This is a genomic window from Pseudanabaena sp. lw0831 (assembly GCF_016584665.1).
Lineage (GTDB): Bacteria > Cyanobacteriota > Cyanobacteriia > Pseudanabaenales > Pseudanabaenaceae > Pseudanabaena.
This window is the reverse complement of record NZ_BBJB01000115.1, coordinates 37,338-55,940: the sequence shown is the minus strand read 5'-3', so window position 1 is coordinate 55,940 and position 18,603 is coordinate 37,338. Positions and strand designations below refer to the sequence as shown.

Genomic DNA, 18,603 nt, shown 5'->3' with positions numbered 1-18,603 from the left:
CATTCTCTTTTGGGTGATTGCTATAATTATTGAGAAAAGTTTAATCAAAGACACATGCAAACTATCAAGCTCGGTTCCGATGGTCCAACTGTAACAGCGCTAGGTGTGGGTACATGGGCTTGGGGTGACACCATGTTTTGGGCTTATGGTAAAGATTTTGGCGCAGAAGATGTGGCGGGAGCTTTTAAAGCTTCTGTTGATGAAGGAGTCACATTTTTTGATACCGCCGAAGTTTACGGATTTGGCGAATCAGAACGCTTGATTGGTCAGTTTTGCAAACAAACTTCTCAGCCAGTGCAGATTGCGACCAAGTATTTCCCATTACCTTGGCGATGGAATCGATCCGCGATCGCTGATGCTCTAACTGCTAGCCTAGAGCGTCTACAAACTGAGCAAATTAGTCTTTATCAAATTCACTGGCCCCTAGAATTTATACTCAAGACCAAAGACTTTATGGAAGTTCTTGCCACAGAGGTGAAAAAAGGAAGGATTCAATCGGTAGGAGTGAGCAATTATTCTGCGGCTCAGATGTCTCTGGCTCATCAATATCTTGCCGCGAAGGGTATTCCTCTGGCGGTGAATCAAGTTCCTTATTCTCTGTTAACTAGACAAATTGAACAGAATGGAGTTCTCGAAAAGGCTCGACAATTGGGCGTGACTATTCTCGCCTACAGTCCGCTTGCCCAAGGTTTATTAACTGGCAAATACACCACAGAGACGGTAAAATCTCTTCAAGGTGCGCGACGCATTGATTCTCGCTTTAGTCCTAAAGGTTTGAAAAAGCTAGAACCACTATTCTCAACGCTAAAAGACCTCTCTGAAAAGTACGACAAGACTCCTGCTCAAATTTCCTTAAATTGGCTAATTTCTCAAGGCAACATAATTCCTATTCCTGGAGCTAAAAATGCCAATCAAGCTCAACAAAATGCTGGTGCTTTAGGGTGGTCATTAACGCCCGAAGAAGTAGAACTACTTCGCCTCAAAGCTCCAAAATCATAATACCAATTCTCAAAATGGCGTTGCCATTTTGAGAATTTAAAGGCCTTGCAGCAGTTTTTGTTGAAACGAACCGATAAATTTTTTCAAAAATTTATCGGTTCGGGTTTGAGTAATTATCGCTTGCGAATGGGAATTTGTACTTCGCGGCGTTTTAATGGCGATGGTGTGAAGGGCGAGTCGTAGAGAAATTCTCTTGGCTCACCGACTATTTCATATTCTGGATGGTTTACTAACCATTGCTTTAACTTCGCAATATGTTCTGAAAAGCTACCATAGCCATAGGCTCCTTGTATGCCCAGACTGACAACTAGCATCGGTGGATGATCTTCTACTTGAATGTCGGAAGATACTTGCTTTGGATTGATTTCATTGTTGTTGTATAAGAATGAAACCTTAGCTTTACCTTGTTGAATTGGCCGATCGATAGTAGCGATCGGGTAACGCGCTTCCACAGGAGAAGTCATAGAAATATTATTACTGCTGATATGGCGAAATAGCGGGTTAAAGGAATTACTGGTGGCTTCACTAAGGTTGCCTTCATAGGTGTAAGTGCCTGAGCGATAGGCGGGATATAGCTTAACTTCGATCGTGTCGTGAGACGTAGGCGCTGGAAATCCGACGGGTAAAGGTGCAGACATGGCTTTTTTTACGGCAAATAATGCAAAAGGAAGAGCGATCGCACCAACAATTATGACCAATGTAGAAAGTTTCATACTTTGATTGTACGTTGACGGCATAGGGAAATGGGCAAAATAATCTTATCCCAATCCTCAGAATGGTGTTCCTATTTTGAGGGGTCAAAACCTCAACTAGATTTGATTTTTAATTCTCGAAAGTTTGACACCATTTTCGAGAATTGGCTTTGTCTTTAGATATGCGATCGCGATCGCATTACGATCCAACTGCGATCGCAGACACATCCCTAGAAAAGCGATAAAATCCTAAAAAAATCGGAACATACATGAAATCTTCTTTAGCCTTGAATATCCTCTCTGCCACCACAGTTCTTTTTTTATTTCAAGTTTTACAAGCACAGGCAGTTCCGACTCAAAATCAAAGCTTTGAACAATGGTGTCTGCAAAAAGATTCTCTCCCCGCAGAAACTAGAAAGACAGTTGATGCAATGTTAAAGAAAGTTGGAACACAAGACTGTAAGTTGGCTAATTCTACACTCAACAACCTTTCCGATCTCAACCTCTCCGGCAATCAAATCAGCGATCTTAAGCCCATAGCAAGTTTGACTAATTTGACTCACCTGTATCTCAACGGCAATCAAATCAGCGATCTTAAACCACTAAAGAGTTTGACTAAATTGACTGACCTCGGTCTCATTTCCAATAAAATCAGTGAAATTAGACCTCTAGCGAGATTAAATAAGTTGACCTCACTCCTTATCCAAGCTAATCAAATCAGTGATATTAAGCCGCTATCGAGCTTGACGAACCTGACTACACTCGATCTCGGCACCAATCAACTCAGTGATATTAGACCTCTGTCGAGCTTAACGAACTTGACTGAACTAAGTCTCTCTAACAATAAGATCAGTGATATTAGACCTCTGTCGAGCTTGACTAATTTGGCTTGGCTCGATCTCACTCTCGCTCTCAATCCAAGCATTGATATTAAGCCACTATCGAGCTTGACGAACTTGACTGGACTCAGGATCTCTAACAATAAAATCAGTGATATTAGACCACTATCGAACTTGACGAACTTGATTACACTCGATCTCAACAGCAATAAAATCATTGATATCAATCCGTTATCAGGCTTGAAGAGCTTGACTAGGCTCGATCTCTACGGCAATCAAATCATTGATATTAAACCGCTATCGGGCTTGAAAAACTTGACTAGGCTCGATCTCTACGGCAATCAAATCATTGATATTAAACCGCTATCGGGCTTGAAAAACTTGACTAGGCTCGATCTCTACGGCAATCAAATCATTGATATTAAACCGCTATCAGGCTTGACGAATTTGACTTCAATTGGACTCGGTGACAATGAAATCAGGGAGAAGGTTTGTCCAGTCAAACCAGCGTCTGTTTGCAAATTTTTCGCTCATTTGGGGAATTAGGTGAAGCCAGCTCAAGCGGACAGCTAAGAACTTATACATAGGAGACATCCTCAGTAGCATGAAAATCAAGTTTCACCTGAATACCGACATGAGCGCTATTATTGCCAACACTTAACGAACTCAAGCGAGAATTGAAAGAGATGTATGGCGATTGCTTTATGCATTAACGCGATCCTCCTTACAAATTGAGGGTATAAAATAAAACTAAATCCTATCGTAGGTAAATTATGATTGCAACTCCAAAATTTAATTACATAACTCCAGACGAATATCTTGAAATGGAAGAGAAAAGCGAGATTAAACATGAATATATCGATGGCTATGTTTATGCAATGGCTGGCGCAAACGATCCTCACGTTACGATCGCAAGCAATGCTTTTGGTGTAATTCGTAGTCATTTACGCGGCTCTGGTTGCCGAGTTTATATCTCTGACATGAAAGCGAGAATAGATTCCTTAAATCGCTTTTATTACCCAGATGTCATGGTGACTTGCGATCCTAGAGATACCCAATCGCAAAATCAAAAGCGATTTCCTAAACTAATTATCGAAGTTCTATCAAAGTCTACCGAGGGATTTGACAGAGGTGATAAGTTTGACGATTATCAGCAAATAGAGAGTCTTGAAGAATATGTTTTAGTGAACACCAAGCGTCAACGTCTTGACTGCTTTCGCCGCAATGAAGAAGGAATATGGTATTTAAAATCATATTCTGGAGAGCAAGATATTTTCCAATTAGCGAGTATTAACTTTGAAGGGAAATTTGCGGATCTTTATGAAGATGTTTCCTTCAGTTAGATGGCGCAAAGCACCATCTAACTGTTACAGTTCACCGATCGCATATTCGATCAGCTTGAGTAAAGACTTACTCATTTGCTCGAAGCCTTGACGCTTGAGGGCAGAAATCGCGATCGCATCAGGATATTGCTCTAGAATTGCCTTTGGATCTTCAACCGCATCAATTTTATTAAAAACTAATAAAATTGGACCAACAGCGATCGGCATATCCTTGAGAATTTTATCCACTGATTTGAGTTGATCTTCCCAAGCAGAATGAGAAGCATCGACTAGATGTACTAATACATCAGCTTCTGAGACTTCTTCGAGCGTGGCGCGAAAAGCATCAACAAGAGATTTGGGCAGTTCATGGATGAATCCGACAGTGTCGGTAAGAAGAACCGTATGGATTTTGTCATCTTCACCTGTGAGCGTGAGGCGGCGCGTGGTGGGATCGAGGGTGGCGAATAACTTGTCGGCGGCGTAGACATCGGCTTTAGTCATAGCATTCAGCAAAGTCGATTTACCAGCATTGGTATAACCGACGATCGCTACCGTGGGAACCTCTTGATCGACGCGCTTTTGGCGAATGCGCGATCGCTGTGCTTGCAGATGATTAACTTGTTGCTGAAGGAACGTGATTCTCTTCTGGATCACACGGCGATCGGTTTCTAATTTGGTTTCACCAGGCCCGCGTGTGCCAATACCACCACCGAGTCTGGATAGAGCTTGTCCATGCCCAGCTAAGCGCGGTAAACGGTATTCGAGTTGGGCTAGCTCAACTTGTAACTTCCCTTCTGATGACTGGGCGCGTTGGGCAAAAATATCGAGAATTACTTCCGTGCGATCGCTAACTCGTAAGCCGATCATTCTTTCGATATTGCGGGTTTGCGAAGCCGTGAGTTCGCGATCAAATACCACAAGATTTGCCCCTTTAGTTTGCGCGGCGATCGCCAGTTCTAATACTTTGCCTTCGCCGAGAACGGTCTGAGGATGAGGTCGTTCGCGTTTTTGCCAGAGCGCATCTAACACTTTGCCGCCTGCGCTTTCCACCAGATGGCCGAGTTCGATCATCGCAAAGGGCATGGATTCAGATTTTTCTTTTTGATGCATTAATCCTACTAACATCACCCGATCTTGATTGTCGTCAGTGGCGCGACCAGCAAAATTACGGCTAAATTCTTCTTCTAGCCCTTCCACTAATTCTAAGAAATCTTGCTTAGATAATGCCTCCACCGTCATCAGTTTGGACACGCGCCAAGCATCCTGCTGCTCGGGTAATTCTGTATCACTAGCTGGCAATAAATGCGCCAAATAGCCGCGCTCAGTATGACCTTTAAGATTTACTGACAAAATCACCAATGCATCAAGGCGTTGCATCAACATCGCCGTTAAGTCGGTGGGATTGGGATACTCCGCATCGGGACTTGCACAAATGCAGCGCAATCCACTGAGGCGATCGCTACCATAGCGCGGTAATTCCAAGGGTGGGATCTTGGTTTGATTGGGTGTACCGATCGCGACACGGATCACCTGTCCTCGCCGATTGATGTAGATGCAGATAAATTCCTTTAGCTCAGCACTTACTGCGGCAAGGCGTTGAGCTAGTTCGGGTGTGACAAGGCTATCTTGAGGCAACCGCGATCGATACAGCCGATCTAGTTGCTTTAATTGATGAGCCTTCAGTCCTTGAGTTTTTCCGTAAATAGTTTCGATATGCGTTACTCAGTATAATTGTCACTACAATTATACTGAGTATGATGCGATGAAAGCCGCAGCCCTTTTTTTGGTCACCCATGGCAGTAGCGATCGCCGTTCGTGGTTAGCATTGCAAAATTTAGTGACAGTAGCGCGATCTCAAAGCGATCTCTATATTAGCGGCGGATGTCTGGAAGGTCAGGAACTTAGCCTGTCGCAGCAATTAGAACGATTTGCGACTGAGGTACTCCAAGTCGGCATTTCAGAAATTGCGATCTTGCCTCTGTTTTTACTAGAAGGGGTTCATGTTAGCAATGATATTCCCGAACAAGTAGCGATCGCTGAAAGTAATTTACAAACAACGGTTCCCGATTTGCTGCCAAATAAGTTAATATTTCGGACAATGGCTCACTTAGGCAAAGCTTCTCAGATTCCGAGTTTACTATTGCATCACTTTGAGAAATATACTGAACAAAGCAACTTAGAAAAGCAAGGACGAATTTTAATGGCGCATGGAAGTCGTCGGGCTGGGGCAAATCAAGTGGTTGAGGAATTGGCAAAACAGAGTCAGGCAATCGCAGCCTACTGGGGAGTAGAGCCAAAAATTGAAACTCAAATCGAGAATTTAATATCACAGGGAACAAATAAAGTCACTGTGTTGCCGTATTTTTTGACTGAAGGTGGAATCACCGAAGCGATCGCCAATAAACTAAAACCATATAGCGATCGCATTCAGATTCAGCAGTTGCCTGTACCATTATCGAATGTGCAGATTGTAGATTTAGCATTGAAATTCGCAGTCTAGCGAGTTGTGTCCCCGCCTTCGGTGGGGACACAACTCGCTAGACTGGAAAACGCTATAGTAAGACCGACAAGGTAAAAAAAGTTGGCTGAAAGATATAAACATCTTAATCCCATATATCAAGAGATCCTCAAGCAAGAGCGTCTCAAAAACTTGATGCGAATTGCTAAATGCATCGAGAATAGTACTGTGGGTGTTTTTGAGACAACTCTAGATGACCAAATTCGGGGAATTAGCGTATCTTTTTGCGATTTATTAGGATATAGCTCTGAGCAAATCTGCCAACTTAAGTATGAGCAGATTTGTCATCCTGATGATTTATCCGCTTACTATTTTCTGAAAGAGCGATTGCTGTCAGGAGAAATCGATCATTGTTATCTCAATGTGCGTTATATCCGTGAAGACGGTCAAATTGTGCAGGTTCTCCAAAGCACCGATCTTGATATTAGCGGCTCGAAGGAACCTCACTTTGTGAATCGATTTGAAGATATTACTGATTGGGAACAGACCGCGAAAAATCAGCAAGATTTTGAAAACCGGACTCGCTATCTATTCGAGAATAATCCTAATCCCATGTGGATATACGATCTGGAAACACTGGGTTTTTTGGCAGTAAATCAGGCTGCAATCAATCACTATGGCTATAGTGAAGATGAATTTCTGTCAATGACATTGCAAGACATTCGCCCTCCTGAAGATATGCCAAAACTCTTAGAGGCGATCGCTAAGGTGTCAGCGGGATTTAGCGTGCCTGAAGTATGGAGACATTGCAAAAAAGATGGCACGCATATTTTTGTGGATGTTTCAGCGCATACACTGGACTATAAAAATCGAAAATGTGAACTGATTTTGGTAAATGATGTCACTCAAAAAATGCAGGCTGAAGAAGCCCTCAAACTAGCTGAAGCCAAGTATCGTGGCATTTTTGAACATGCTATTGAAGGGATTTTTCAGTCAACTGTTGATGGAAGATTTTTAATTTCTAATCCAATGCTAGCTGAAATATATGGATATGCATCTCCAGAAGACTTGATTGCTAATCTTACGGATATCGAGCATCAACTCTATGTCGATCCTCAACGGAGATTGGAGTTAATCAAACTTTTGGAAGAACAAGAGGACGTTAAATTTTTTGAGTCCGAGGTGTATCGGCAAGATAAATCAATCATTTGGACATCAGAAAATGTTCATGCAGTGCGGGATAAGGCTGGGGATATCCTGTATTTTGAGGGAACGGTTGAAGATATTACATCAAGTAAGCGGGCTAAAGCCGAGATCGAACATCTTGCTTTTCATGACTCGCTCACAAATTTACCAAATCGTGTTCTTTTTCGCGATCGCCTTTCAACAGCTTTAGTAAATGCCCACGAACAACTGCAAATCGATCTCGATCAAAAAAATCTCATCGAAATCAAATCCATTTCCCCGATACTAGCGGTAATGTTTCTTGATTTAGATCGCTTTAAGTTAGTAAACGATACGATGGGACATGCCGCAGGCGATCGCCTCCTCATCGAAGTTGCTAAAAGGCTGAGCGAATGCATGTTTGATCGCACTTTCTTGGCACGGATGGGTGGAGATGAGTTTATGATTCTCGTCCCAGAATTGCAAAGTGTAGAGTCAATTCAACAATTTGCCCAAATGATTTTACAATCCTTTGAAAGTCCTTTCTTTGTTGAAGAAATGTCACTTTATATTGGTACTAGTATTGGCATCAGTCTCTATCCTAATGATGGTACGGATGAAGAGACTTTAATGAAAAATGCTGATACAGCAATGTTTCGCGCTAAAGAACGTGGTCGCAATCATTATCAACTTTACAACCATGCAATCGGTGCAAAAGTTAAGGAATATGTGGCGATCGAGAATGGGATTCGTCAAGCTCTGGAGCGTTCAGAGTTTCAGGTATTCTATCAACCACAAATTAATCTTGTCACGGGGGAGATCGATTGTATGGAGGCGTTAGCACGCTGGCTACATCCTGACCTCGGATGGGTTCCCCCTAATCAATTCATTCCTGCTGCCGAAGAGCATGGCTTGATCGTGCGCTTGGGCGAATGGGTGCTAAGAACTGCCTGTGCGCAAAATCGAGCATGGCAAAGGCAGGGATTACCGCCGATTCGGATGGCTGTAAATTTCTCCTCAAAACAATTTCAAGTGGTAGATCTTTGCGATCGCATCATGCAAATCCTGACAGAGATAGATTTAGAGCCTCAATATTTAGAAATAGAAATTACTGAAAGCTTGGTAATGCAAGACCAACATATAACGATTACGATGTTAAAGGAATTAAAATCCCTAGGAATGAGCGTATCGATTGATGATTTTGGAACTGGCTATTCTTCGCTGAGTTATTTACGATTGTTGCCTGTTAGCAAGGTCAAAATTGATGCTAGCTTTATTCGCGAAACTCCTCAGAATAAAGATGATGCCGCAATTACCTCTGCAATTATTGCAATGGCTCATAATCTTAATCTCAGGGTGATTGCGGAAGGGGTAGAGCGCAAAGAACAATTAGAATTTTTGCGCTCGCATGATTGTGACGCAGTACAGGGCTATCTCTTTAGTCGTCCCGTCCCTGCCCATGAAGCAACTTTGTTACTGCAAGCACAACTTAAATAAATAAAGTCGGCGCGAAGCGCCGACTTTATTTATTTAAGTTGTGTGGCGGATAAAAATGGCAATAAATTTTGAGCAAGAGTCACAGGATCAACACCCATCTCGGTGCGCTGACTAGCTAGCCAGATCGCTGTTTGAGAATGCCAAACTGCCGCCGCGATCGCTACATCACTTGCTGCCATGCCTTGCGCTAACATCCCCCCAGTCAGTCCTGCTAACACATCGCCACTGCCTCCTCTTGCCAAGGCTGATGTACTTTCTGGGTTGATCCATGTCTGTGATGTTGTGTCCTGAGGGAACACGATCGCTGTTCTTGCACCCTTAAGTAAAATAGTTGCTTGCGTTTGATTGACCGCAATTTGCAGAGCCTCTAATCTTTCAACTTCACGCAAATCTGGAAATAATCGACAGAACTCACCCCAATGTGGTGTCATAATCAGCGCACTAGTGCGCTGACTTAATTTTTGGGTGATTTGAGATTTGCCCATACTAGCTAAAGCATTTAATCCATCAGCATCAAGAACCAAAGGGCGATCGCTATTTATCATCTGTTCCACAATTGGGAATGCTTCAGTAGAAAGCCCACAACCACAAGCAATCGCTTGATATTTTTGCAAATCGAGATCCGGCCATGAAGCGATCGCGCCAGATTCTGTTTCAGGGCAGCCAATGACGAGAGCATCAGGAACTTGGGCAAGAATCAAAGATTTGAGAGAATTTGGAACAGCGATCGATAACATGCCCACCCCTGTGGCTTTTGCACCCATAGCGGCAAGAAGCGCAGCCCCTCCATATTTCTGAGAACCAACAACTAGCAGTAAATGCCCAACTTCATACTTATGAGTTATGGGATTGCGTGCAATCGGAAGGCGATCACGCATTACTGCTTGGGGATTAATTCGCCATAATGGATGTTGCTTACCAAGGATCTGAAGTACAAATTTTTCGGGGATATCGAATCCGATCCTTTCGAGTTTCCCGACATAGGGCGTAGCAGCTTCTGTCAGCAAGCCACGCTTCCATAAACCTAAACAAAAGGTATTGGTGGCACAAATCGCCGTTCCCATTACACCGCCATGATCGGTATGAAGCCCTGATGGTATATCAATGCTGAGAACTGGGATTTGCCAATTATTGATTGTGTTGATTGCGATCGCGACATCGCCAACCACATCACGCTCTAATCCAAAGCCAAATATGCCATCGATTAGCAAATCGCAATCTTGCAATGCTTCCAAATTTACAAAAGGAATACCTAAACTTTTGGCATAGCACCCATGCACTCGCGTTAAGGGTTTAGATTTGGGGAACGGTGTATAAATTTTCACCTGTCGCCCTTGATGATGCAGTTCTCGCGCAACCACTAAGGCATCACCGCCGTTATGACCAGAGCCAACTAGTACGCCAATCCGCCCATAGGATTGAACAGGAAAGAGTTCGGTTAACCTTTGGCTAATCCGCAAGGAGACTTTTTCCATCAGGGCTGCTACGGGCATACCTGCCTGAAAAATCAAATTCTCGATCGCTTGCATTTGTGCAGCCGTGGCGATCGCCTGTGCGGAGAGAAGGTCATTCATTCATTCAGGGACAAATCTCTGGAGACTAGTTGGTAAGTTTTGGCGCACCCAATTTTTGACTTGAGGAAACTGCATCGCTGCTAAGCCGCTCCCCAAAATCAAAGCTACTAAAATCAAAATAATAATAAAAGTACTATTGGTTTGCTTCGGCACTGCAAATTCTGTTTTTGCCGAATTGATATCGATATTTTTACCCATATCTCTGATCTCAAACTCGGTATCTTCTGAATCTGTCGAGTCTGGTGATGTCAAGACCAAAGCACCTGCTGGATCTCTAGGCTCAGGCTGAATGTCTTCAGTATCCACATCCTCTTCAGCAATATGAATCGATGTGGGGATATTATTTTCGATTACTAGATACTCATCAGCATCGGCGGGTGTAAATCGACAGCGCATCAGAGCAACCGTAATATTGTCATGTCCATTCAGTTCATTTGCCTTGTCGATCAGATCTTGGCAACTGCGGTCAAGAGGCTTATTCTCACTTACAACTGGGAGGAGATAGCCATCATAAATTTGCTCGACCCGATCAAAATCACTCAACCCATCAGAACAGAGCAGCAAGAGGCAGTCTTCATCAATAAAAAATCTCTGCACTCGCGGCACTAGCATATCGGAACCTCGCGTTCCTAAAGCCTGAATCAAAGCGCCGCCATCAATGCGTTGAGATGAATAAGCATAAAAGTTATAACCCAACGTGGTTTCGCGAGTTGCCACATCATCATCAAGGGTGACTTGACGCAAATTGTCTTTAGTGACGCAGTACAGACGGCTATCGCCGACATGCATGACATAGACCTCATTGCTGTTATTGCCGTTAGGACGGGGCATAACTGCCATCACCAAGGTTGTGCCCATGCGTTGCTGAGCCTGACGCTGCTGTTGGTCATTAATTGCCACAATTTGATTGTTAACAACACGAGCTACCATTTCTAGTTGGGCAATAAAACCCTGAGCAGAAAAATCGGGATCGTTTTCGGCTTGTTGTAATAAAGTTTTTAGTTGTTGTTCGAGGGTCTTGATCGCTAAAGAACTTGCCACTTCGCCGCCTTCATGTCCGCCCAGACCATCGCAAACGATCGCAAGGCGATCGCGCAGACTCTCCACCTGTTCAGATCGTTTTTGGCGCTTCACGTCAGGATAGCAAGCATCTTCATTATGTGGGCGCTGCTGTCCCTCATCGCTAGCACTGGCGATTCGCACCGTGAGGGGCCGATTTTCCATCACCTTGAGTGACATTCGATCGAGATAGGAGATCGCGCTATTGATGTCATATTCACCGCGACCCAGACTATAGAAAAATTCCGCGATCGGTTCCGCGATTTCAGGCTTAGCCAGATCCAGCCATTGCACCCAGATATCACCTAATTGCGAGATATGCACAGCGGCAACATCTGCTTGTAATTCCAACAAGCGCACCCACATGCCATCGACCCGTACTAATTTGGGATCGATCAAGGTGCGAGCCATATTTTGCTCAGCAAGGGGTTGCCAAAGGTTTAGGACTTGCCAGAGCAAATTAATTTGCCGCAAAGCTGATGCTTCCGCCCATACCTCAGTCAAGGTCGGGCAAAGATTGCCTTTGCGATCAATTGGCACATTTTCTAATAAAAATATTTCGGAAATACTTAGTTCTTCACCCATTAGCAATAAGCCGTAAGGTCGGGGCAAATGCAAGCTAAGTCTAGACAGCTTCAGATAAGACACCACATAGGTCTGAAATTCAAGAGGTAACTCTGGCAGTGAGTAAGCGTCCGTATCAACAACGATTTGTGAGGAGATGACACGATAGCGATCGCCAATCAGCGCATCGGGCGGAAATGCATCGGTATCAAGCCCGACTGCCCAAAGATATTGCTGATCAACTGCCGTAGCTTGCTCTTGTTTTTCCATGAAGATTATTGATCGCTTGCCAAAATTGTGTGGTGGACTTAGGGAAGAATATAGTGAAAAGCTCAGATGTCTTAGAGTTTATTTAGATTAACAAATTTGAGGACAGGATAAGCAGCCCTGAGCGATATCCACCTAATAAATTAGAAGGTTTGACCTATTTATTCAAGATACATTTGGCTATTGTAGCGAAACAGCGAGACTATTTTTATGGATTTACATCTTGTTTTGGGTCGTACAAATATACAAACGCTTAAATGACTGTACAACTTGTTACCAGATTTCTTTAGAATCTGGTTACTGTAGTAATTAGCCTTTGATCAGAAATTTAATTTAACAGTAAAAATTTAATACTTATTTTTTTCTTCCGTTTATTTTTTGATTTATTTTTTCTATTTTTATCAAAACCCTTTTTTTATAAGTCTTTCAACATTATTTCACTGCCATAAACCATGAAGCATCACCTCACAGATCGCGAACAAAAAGTTCTCTGGGCAACTATCGATCACTATATTCTAACGGCGGAACCAGTTGGCTCTAAGGCTTTGGTGTCAGAGTATGACTTTGATATTAGCCCTGCCACGATTCGCAATGTGATGAATATGCTCGATCGCAGTGGTTTGTTATTTCAGCCTCACACATCGGCGGGGCGAGTCCCTTCAGACTCTGGCTACCGAGTCTATGTTGATGAATTGATCGATCCTGCCAGCGAGTTAACCTATAGCACTCACCAGTTTCTTGCGAGTAAAAGCGATCGCCTCGGCAAGTCCAGTCTCGATGGAGTGATGCGTGATGTTGCTCAGATTTTGGCGACCCTAAGCGGTTGCATCGCCGTGATTACATCTCCGAATATGCAAACGATGCGGATTCGACATTTGCAATTAGTAATGGTGGATGATTGCAAAGTGATGGCGATCGCAGTTAGCGATACTTATCACACAGCCTCAGTAACGATGGATTTGCCTAGCGAAACTAAGCCCGAAGTTTTGGAAGGCGAATTAAATATTCTCAATAATTTCTTAAATGAACATTTACGGGATAAAAACTGGTCGGAGCTAAATAGCGCTTTGCAATGGGACGATCTCGATCGCCAGTTTCAGCAATATGCGGTGTTGTTACAGCAGTCCTTGCAGCAGCTCATGAAACTATGCGATCGCACGGCTCTGGGACAAATGTTTATTAGTGGCTTAACGGAGCTATTACGCCAGCCTGAGTTTTCCAATCTGCGTCAGGTGCAAAATATTGTGCAGTTACTGGAAGCAGATCGCGCTTCGTTAATGGCGTTAATTATCGATCAGCCCACTCCATCCGCAAATTCCGTCAGCATCAGAATTGGTTCCGAAATCTCAATTGAGCCAATTCAAAACTGTACATTTATTTCTAGCACTTATCTCTGTGATGATAAGCCCGTAGGGACAGTGGGTGTATTAGGTCCAACCAGATTGGGTTATACAAGGGCGATCGCTTCAGTACAGGCGGCGGCACTACACCTAACCGATGCAATTAGTAAATGGTAAACGCTGCGAAAAATGCTTTGAAATCAATCTTTGAGATTTACATAGGGTGGTTCACATTTACTTTCGTAAAATAAATCGACACCTCCCGACAAAAACTGTTTATATCCTCCAAGAGTAAAGCTTGCAGCCACTCCATCCCCTAGACAATATTGATAGGTAGCGATTGTTTCGTTGCCTGAAAACTGTCTAGCAAGACGCTTAAAGATCGAAGGCTGATATCCGAAAATATAATTGTAAAACCTGCTAATCGTCGCAAGATCGAACTCCTCTTCAGCATTAGCCTCTCCGTTCAGATTGAAACTAATCGACTTTGCTCGACTATTAACATAGAGGACTGAAAGATTTACATTCTTAAATTGCGGTAAAAATTCTCTCAATTCAAAACTTGAATAAGTATAAATAGCCCCATTCTTACTCTCAGAAATATTGATAGGTTCTCCAAAGTATTCGCTCAGCGTTTCAGGGCTTTGGTTTATCACATAGCGTCCTGCCAAGACTGGAGATGGTAGAGCGATGATTAGGGCGAAGAGAGAACAGACTGTCCCAACGAAAAGGTGAGTAGCTTTCATGGTGATTTGATATATGACTTGTTTAGAACAGATCGCTTGCAGCAATTTGCTTTCAACCCCGCCACAAACAAGAATATAAAACCCATTGCGGGGCTTCGCCCTGCGACCCATTTTGTGGTGGGCTTGAGCGATAACTGCTGTAAATCAAGCATTTTGGCAATTAAGGCTACTCAAACTGATGTTCATAACATAGTCAAGGTTGGGATTGCTTGTCGATAATTAACGATGTAGTAGGTCGCAATCTGGCTTAAAAGTTTGAGTGATTTAATTTCCAATGCCAATATTCTTGGATTGTCGGGAAATACTGCATAACCGCATCTAAACCACCTGGTCTATCGTTTAGATAAGCTTCTAAATAATTAGCATCATTCCTGCGTGGTAGGATTCCCGCCTTGCGATCGCGCAAACCTTCTTGATAATGAGCTTCTCTAATACGAGTACGACCAAACATAACACTAAATCTCTTTTGGGTTTGCAATACATATTTAAATCTTTTTTATTGTATAAAAAATTACAAAAATTAGGTATTTTTTGTGTATTTGGAAACAATAATTATAAGTCATGTAAAAAAAATGAATAACCCCGCTGCAAGCGGACGGGGTTATTCATTTTTTTTACTAGAATTTACTCACACCGCAGAGCGGTGGGGTATTTACCCTCTTAGTTTGAATAAATTACCAAACCCGTAAAGTTGCGCCCCTGCGGGGCGCAACTTTACGGGTTTGGTAATTTATTCTGTACATCTACATCAATCGCATTAATGCAGGAGCATCTCAAGGCATTGCCTGCGGCGATCTCTATCCTGCCCAAAATATGAGTGCGCTCAATGGTAAAGGCCACTTGCCCGAAAGTTCAAAGCTCAAATCCAGACGCGAAATTGATGCTAGATTTATTCTGAATCAAATAAAAATTTAGTTCTAGAACATATTGACAAGCAAAATATTCAGTGATGTAAACATTGCGATAGTCGGTGGTGGTCCTGCGGCCTTAGTTGCGGCGATCGCTCTAGCTAGAAGGGGAATAAGGACGCAAGTATTTGAGCGTGATGCTCATCCAGAATTATCCTTACGATTTAATCCAGAAAGGTCTTACGCGATCGATATATCGGGTCATGGACTCAAAGCCTTGCGCTACATCGATGCTTGCAATTACTTTGATGCAAGGATGTTTCAATTTAAAGGTCTCAAATTTCGCTATGGAGAAACTGAGGAATCGGGCTGGACTGGTTCGAGAGGAGATATCCTGCGATCGCTGATGGCGACGATAGAAGCCAAGTACTCAGAATGGATAGATTTACACTTTGAATGCCGCGTTCACTCAGTGGATGTCCACACAGGAATCCTAACCTATGAATTCCAGATCGGCGGCATGAACGTGCAACAATTCGATTTCATCATTGGGGCAGATGGAGCAGGTTCTATCATTCGTAAAGCGATGGTTGAGCAGATCCCAGAATTTACTGTCCAAAGTAAGTCACTGCAAAATTACTCGACTATGATTGAACTCGATCTTGTGGGAGACAAGTTAGATAAACACTACCTTTATGGTCTAGCTATTACGCCATTCTGCATTGCAGGTGCGATCGCAGGAGAGCATGGTTTAGATATACCGCGATGGTTTTGTGCGATCGGCACAAAGACGAAGCAAGTATTCTCGACCACCGAAGAAGCTTACCTGTTTTTAAGAAAGCGTGTACCAAAGATACTTGAACTAGCAAGTGAAGAGAAGATCTCGGCATATGCTAAACGTACTTGCTACCACATTGGGCAAACTCTGACTTGCTCGCAACTTTATGGTGGGAAGGCAGTATTACTCGGAGATGCAGCCGCAGCGTTTCCACCAATCGGTCAGGGTGTCAACGCGGCTATGGAATCGTCTATGGTACTAGATCTCTGCATTGGGGAGATAGGTACTTTGCCAAGTCAACTTCTCAAAGCTGCCAAGCTGTACAACAATAAATGGAAGCTTGAGGCAGATGCAGTTTCATGGATGAGTGAAAAGTTGCTCTATGAAAATCCCTTTCATTTGCTGCGGGCAATGATCGCTACAAAGTTAGGATTGTGCATATTTAATCAAGCCAAGAGCGTGGATATTCCCTATTCGGAAGTGAAGCGCAAAGCCAAGCGGTTTGGGATTCTATGGGCATAACTAATGAATAGAGGCAAAATCACCATCTCCTATTCATTAACCGCATTAACAGTCATCTATAGAAGTTTTTGGTGAGCTAAGTTTGTGGTATTCCTAAAAAAGATCAACCTAAAAACAACTTATAGACTGGATTTTGGCTTTCATCCCAATAGCGATAACCGAGTGTATCGAGAAATGCTTGCCACTCTTCCATCTCTGACGGAGGTACTTGCACACCGACAACAATCCTTCCATAATCTGCGCCATTATTACGATAATGGAACAAGCTAATATTCCAATTAGGACTCATCGAGCCGACAAACTTCATCAATGCGCCTGGACGCTCAGGAAATTCAAAACGATAGAGAAGTTCATTATGGGCAAGTGGCGATCGCCCTCCAACCATATGTCGTAGATGTAACTTCGTGAGTTCATCATCGGTAATCTCGATCGCAGTAAATCCATTCTCGGCAAAAGTGGTTGCTAGATTTGCTGCATCAGCCCGATTGATAATCTGTACACCAGCAAAAATATGAGCAATTTCCCGATCCGCAATCCGATAACTAAACTCAGTTAAGTTTCGCTTGCCCATGAGTTCACAAAACTTCCGCAAACTGCCAGCATGTTCAGGAATCGTCACCGCAAAAATCGCCTCGCGATGTTCGCCGAGTTCCGCTCGCTCGGCAACAAATCGCAAGCGATCGAAGTTCATATTCGCACCACAGGCGATCGCAACTAGAGTCTGTCCTTCTAGCCCTTCGCGTTCGACATAAGCTTTCGCACCTGCGATCGCCAAAGCTCCAGCAGGTTCTAAAATCGAGCGCGTATCCTCAAAAACATCCTTAATCGCCGCGCAAGTATTATCAGTATCGACTAACAAAATCTCATCAACATATTGCTGACAAAGGCGAAAAGTCTCTTTCCCAACTTCACGCACCGCCACACCATCGGCAAATAAACCAACTTGTTCGAGGCGCACTCTATGACCAGCCTGTAGCGATCGCGACATCGCATCAGAATCAACTGGTTCTACGCCAATGATTTTAATTTCAGGTCGTAATCGTTTCACATAGGCAGCTACACCCGAAATTAGCCCGCCACCACCGATCGCTACAAAAATCGCATGAATCGGTTTCTGATATTGACGCAAAATCTCCATGCCAATTGTTCCCTGTCCTGCAATCACATCAGGATCATCAAAGGGATGGATAAAGGTGAGATTCTTCTCTGCTTCCAATTGCCTTGCATGGGCATAGGCATCATCGTAGGTGTCACCATGTAAAACCACTTCACCACCACGCATTTTCACAGCGTTCACTTTCACCAATGGCGTAGTCACAGGCATGACAATAATTGCTTTTGTCCCTAATTCACGAGCACTGAGGGCAACCCCCTGAGCGTGATTTCCTGCCGATGCGGCAATCACGCCTTGAGCAAGCAAGTCAGAAGATAATTGCGCCATTTTGTTGTACGCACCACGCAATTTAAAAGAGAAGACTGATTGCATATCTTCTCTTTTTAGCAGCAGCCGATTATTCAATCGCGCCGATAGGTTAGGAGCAAATTCTAATGGTGTTTCTTGCGCGACATCGTACACGCGAGCTTTGAGGATACGTTCTAAATAGTCAGGCTGCACAACGCTATCAACTTAATTATTAATTTTTATAGGTTGCCGCGCCGTTGGTACTACAAACTATAAGAATTGGTTTAGTGAGCTACAATTTTACTCTTTTTCTCGCATCTTTAATCAGGAACTTATTCCAACGCCCGAAAGTGTAGTCACACTTTCGGGCGTTGGAATAAGTATCTAGGCAAAGCCTCAAAAGGCAAAGTGCCAGCTTAGCGGGCACTTTGCCTTTTGAGGCTTTGCCTAGATACTTAGCATCAGGTTTTAAGAAAACTAATTTCAGGAATTTCAGCGCCCGTGGCGCTGAAATTCCTGAAATTAGTTT

Annotated in this window: 14 protein-coding genes; 7 read left to right on the top strand and 7 right to left on the bottom strand. The window is 43.3% G+C overall.

Annotated features, from left to right (window positions below):
- Positions 1-54: 54 nt before the first annotated feature.
- Positions 55-999 (top strand): aldo/keto reductase, encoded by a 945-nt coding sequence (locus APA_RS23840; protein ID WP_201324710.1) that lies wholly within the window; start codon positions 55-57, stop codon positions 997-999.
- Positions 1,000-1,112: 113 nt separating this feature from the next.
- Here APA_RS23840 and APA_RS23835 read toward each other — a convergent pair whose 3' ends face one another.
- Positions 1,113-1,712, bottom strand: a complete 600-nt coding sequence (locus APA_RS23835) for a heme-binding protein (RefSeq protein WP_201324709.1) — start codon at positions 1,710-1,712, stop codon at positions 1,113-1,115.
- A gap of 248 nt (positions 1,713-1,960) precedes the next feature.
- On the opposite strand from APA_RS23835, the gene APA_RS23830 reads away from it, so the two are divergent.
- Both APA_RS23830 and APA_RS23825 read left to right on the top strand, forming a co-directional pair.
- Positions 1,961-3,076, top strand: coding sequence for a leucine-rich repeat domain-containing protein (locus APA_RS23830; RefSeq protein WP_201324708.1), 1,116 nt, complete (start codon positions 1,961-1,963; stop codon positions 3,074-3,076).
- Positions 3,077-3,303: 227 nt separating this feature from the next.
- Positions 3,304-3,873, top strand: coding sequence for a Uma2 family endonuclease (locus APA_RS23825; RefSeq protein ID WP_201324707.1), 570 nt, complete (start codon positions 3,304-3,306; stop codon positions 3,871-3,873).
- Positions 3,874-3,897: 24 nt separating this feature from the next.
- On the opposite strand, the gene hflX is transcribed toward APA_RS23825, so the two are convergent.
- Entirely contained in the window at positions 3,898-5,568 is a 1,671-nt protein-coding gene (gene hflX, locus APA_RS23820; RefSeq protein WP_201324762.1) for a GTPase HflX, read from the bottom strand.
- Between the two features lie 49 nt (positions 5,569-5,617).
- Between hflX and APA_RS23815 the strand changes: the two genes are divergently transcribed.
- Positions 5,618-6,355: a sirohydrochlorin chelatase gene (locus APA_RS23815; protein WP_201324706.1), complete on the top strand. Its 738-nt coding sequence runs from the start codon at positions 5,618-5,620 to the stop codon at positions 6,353-6,355.
- 81 nt (positions 6,356-6,436) lie between these two features.
- Positions 6,437-8,974: an EAL domain-containing protein gene (locus tag APA_RS23810; protein ID WP_201324705.1), complete on the top strand. Its 2,538-nt coding sequence runs from the start codon at positions 6,437-6,439 to the stop codon at positions 8,972-8,974.
- Positions 8,975-9,003: 29 nt separating this feature from the next.
- Here APA_RS23810 and APA_RS23805 read toward each other — a convergent pair whose 3' ends face one another.
- Both APA_RS23805 and APA_RS23800 read right to left on the bottom strand, forming a co-directional pair.
- Positions 9,004-10,548: an NAD(P)H-hydrate dehydratase gene (locus APA_RS23805; RefSeq protein WP_201324704.1), complete on the bottom strand. Its 1,545-nt coding sequence runs from the start codon at positions 10,546-10,548 to the stop codon at positions 9,004-9,006.
- Positions 10,549-12,441, bottom strand: a complete 1,893-nt coding sequence (locus tag APA_RS23800; RefSeq protein ID WP_201324703.1) for a protein phosphatase 2C domain-containing protein — start codon at positions 12,439-12,441, stop codon at positions 10,549-10,551.
- 449 nt (positions 12,442-12,890) lie between these two features.
- Between APA_RS23800 and hrcA the strand changes: the two genes are divergently transcribed.
- Entirely contained in the window at positions 12,891-13,955 is a 1,065-nt protein-coding gene (gene hrcA / locus APA_RS23795; RefSeq protein ID WP_201324702.1) for a heat-inducible transcriptional repressor HrcA, read from the top strand.
- 23 nt (positions 13,956-13,978) lie between these two features.
- Here hrcA and APA_RS23790 read toward each other — a convergent pair whose 3' ends face one another.
- Together APA_RS23790 and APA_RS23780 are read right to left on the bottom strand one after the other, a co-directional pair.
- Positions 13,979-14,524, bottom strand: coding sequence for a hypothetical protein (locus APA_RS23790; protein WP_201324701.1), 546 nt, complete (start codon positions 14,522-14,524; stop codon positions 13,979-13,981).
- 247 nt (positions 14,525-14,771) lie between these two features.
- Positions 14,772-14,975 (bottom strand): hypothetical protein, encoded by a 204-nt coding sequence (locus APA_RS23780; RefSeq protein ID WP_201324699.1) that lies wholly within the window; start codon positions 14,973-14,975, stop codon positions 14,772-14,774.
- Between the two features lie 476 nt (positions 14,976-15,451).
- Between APA_RS23780 and APA_RS23775 the strand changes: the two genes are divergently transcribed.
- On the top strand, positions 15,452-16,672 hold the full coding sequence (locus tag APA_RS23775) for an NAD(P)/FAD-dependent oxidoreductase (protein ID WP_201324698.1): 1,221 nt from the start codon (positions 15,452-15,454) through the stop codon (positions 16,670-16,672).
- Positions 16,673-16,775: 103 nt separating this feature from the next.
- Here the strand turns inward: APA_RS23775 and ilvA are convergent, their stop codons facing one another.
- Positions 16,776-18,287: a threonine ammonia-lyase, biosynthetic gene (gene ilvA / locus APA_RS23770; protein WP_201324697.1), complete on the bottom strand. Its 1,512-nt coding sequence runs from the start codon at positions 18,285-18,287 to the stop codon at positions 16,776-16,778.
- Between the last annotated feature and the right edge of the window lie 316 nt (positions 18,288-18,603).

Bases quoted from the DNA above. Each gene is read 5' to 3' on its own strand.
- APA_RS23790 (WP_201324701.1), bottom strand. From the start codon at position 14,524: ATGAAAGCTACTCACCTTTTCGTTGGGACAGTCTGTTCTCTCTTCGCC.
- hrcA (WP_201324702.1), top strand. From the start codon at position 12,891: ATGAAGCATCACCTCACAGATCGCGAACAAAAAGTTCTCTGGGCAACT.
- APA_RS23800 (WP_201324703.1), bottom strand. From the start codon at position 12,441: ATGGAAAAACAAGAGCAAGCTACGGCAGTTGATCAGCAATATCTTTGG.
- APA_RS23840 (WP_201324710.1), top strand. From the start codon at position 55: ATGCAAACTATCAAGCTCGGTTCCGATGGTCCAACTGTAACAGCGCTA.
- APA_RS23780 (WP_201324699.1), bottom strand. From the start codon at position 14,975: ATGTTTGGTCGTACTCGTATTAGAGAAGCTCATTATCAAGAAGGTTTG.
- APA_RS23825 (WP_201324707.1), top strand. From the start codon at position 3,304: ATGATTGCAACTCCAAAATTTAATTACATAACTCCAGACGAATATCTT.
- APA_RS23805 (WP_201324704.1), bottom strand. From the start codon at position 10,548: ATGAATGACCTTCTCTCCGCACAGGCGATCGCCACGGCTGCACAAATG.
- APA_RS23835 (WP_201324709.1), bottom strand. From the start codon at position 1,712: ATGAAACTTTCTACATTGGTCATAATTGTTGGTGCGATCGCTCTTCCT.
- APA_RS23830 (WP_201324708.1), top strand. From the start codon at position 1,961: ATGAAATCTTCTTTAGCCTTGAATATCCTCTCTGCCACCACAGTTCTT.
- APA_RS23815 (WP_201324706.1), top strand. From the start codon at position 5,618: ATGAAAGCCGCAGCCCTTTTTTTGGTCACCCATGGCAGTAGCGATCGC.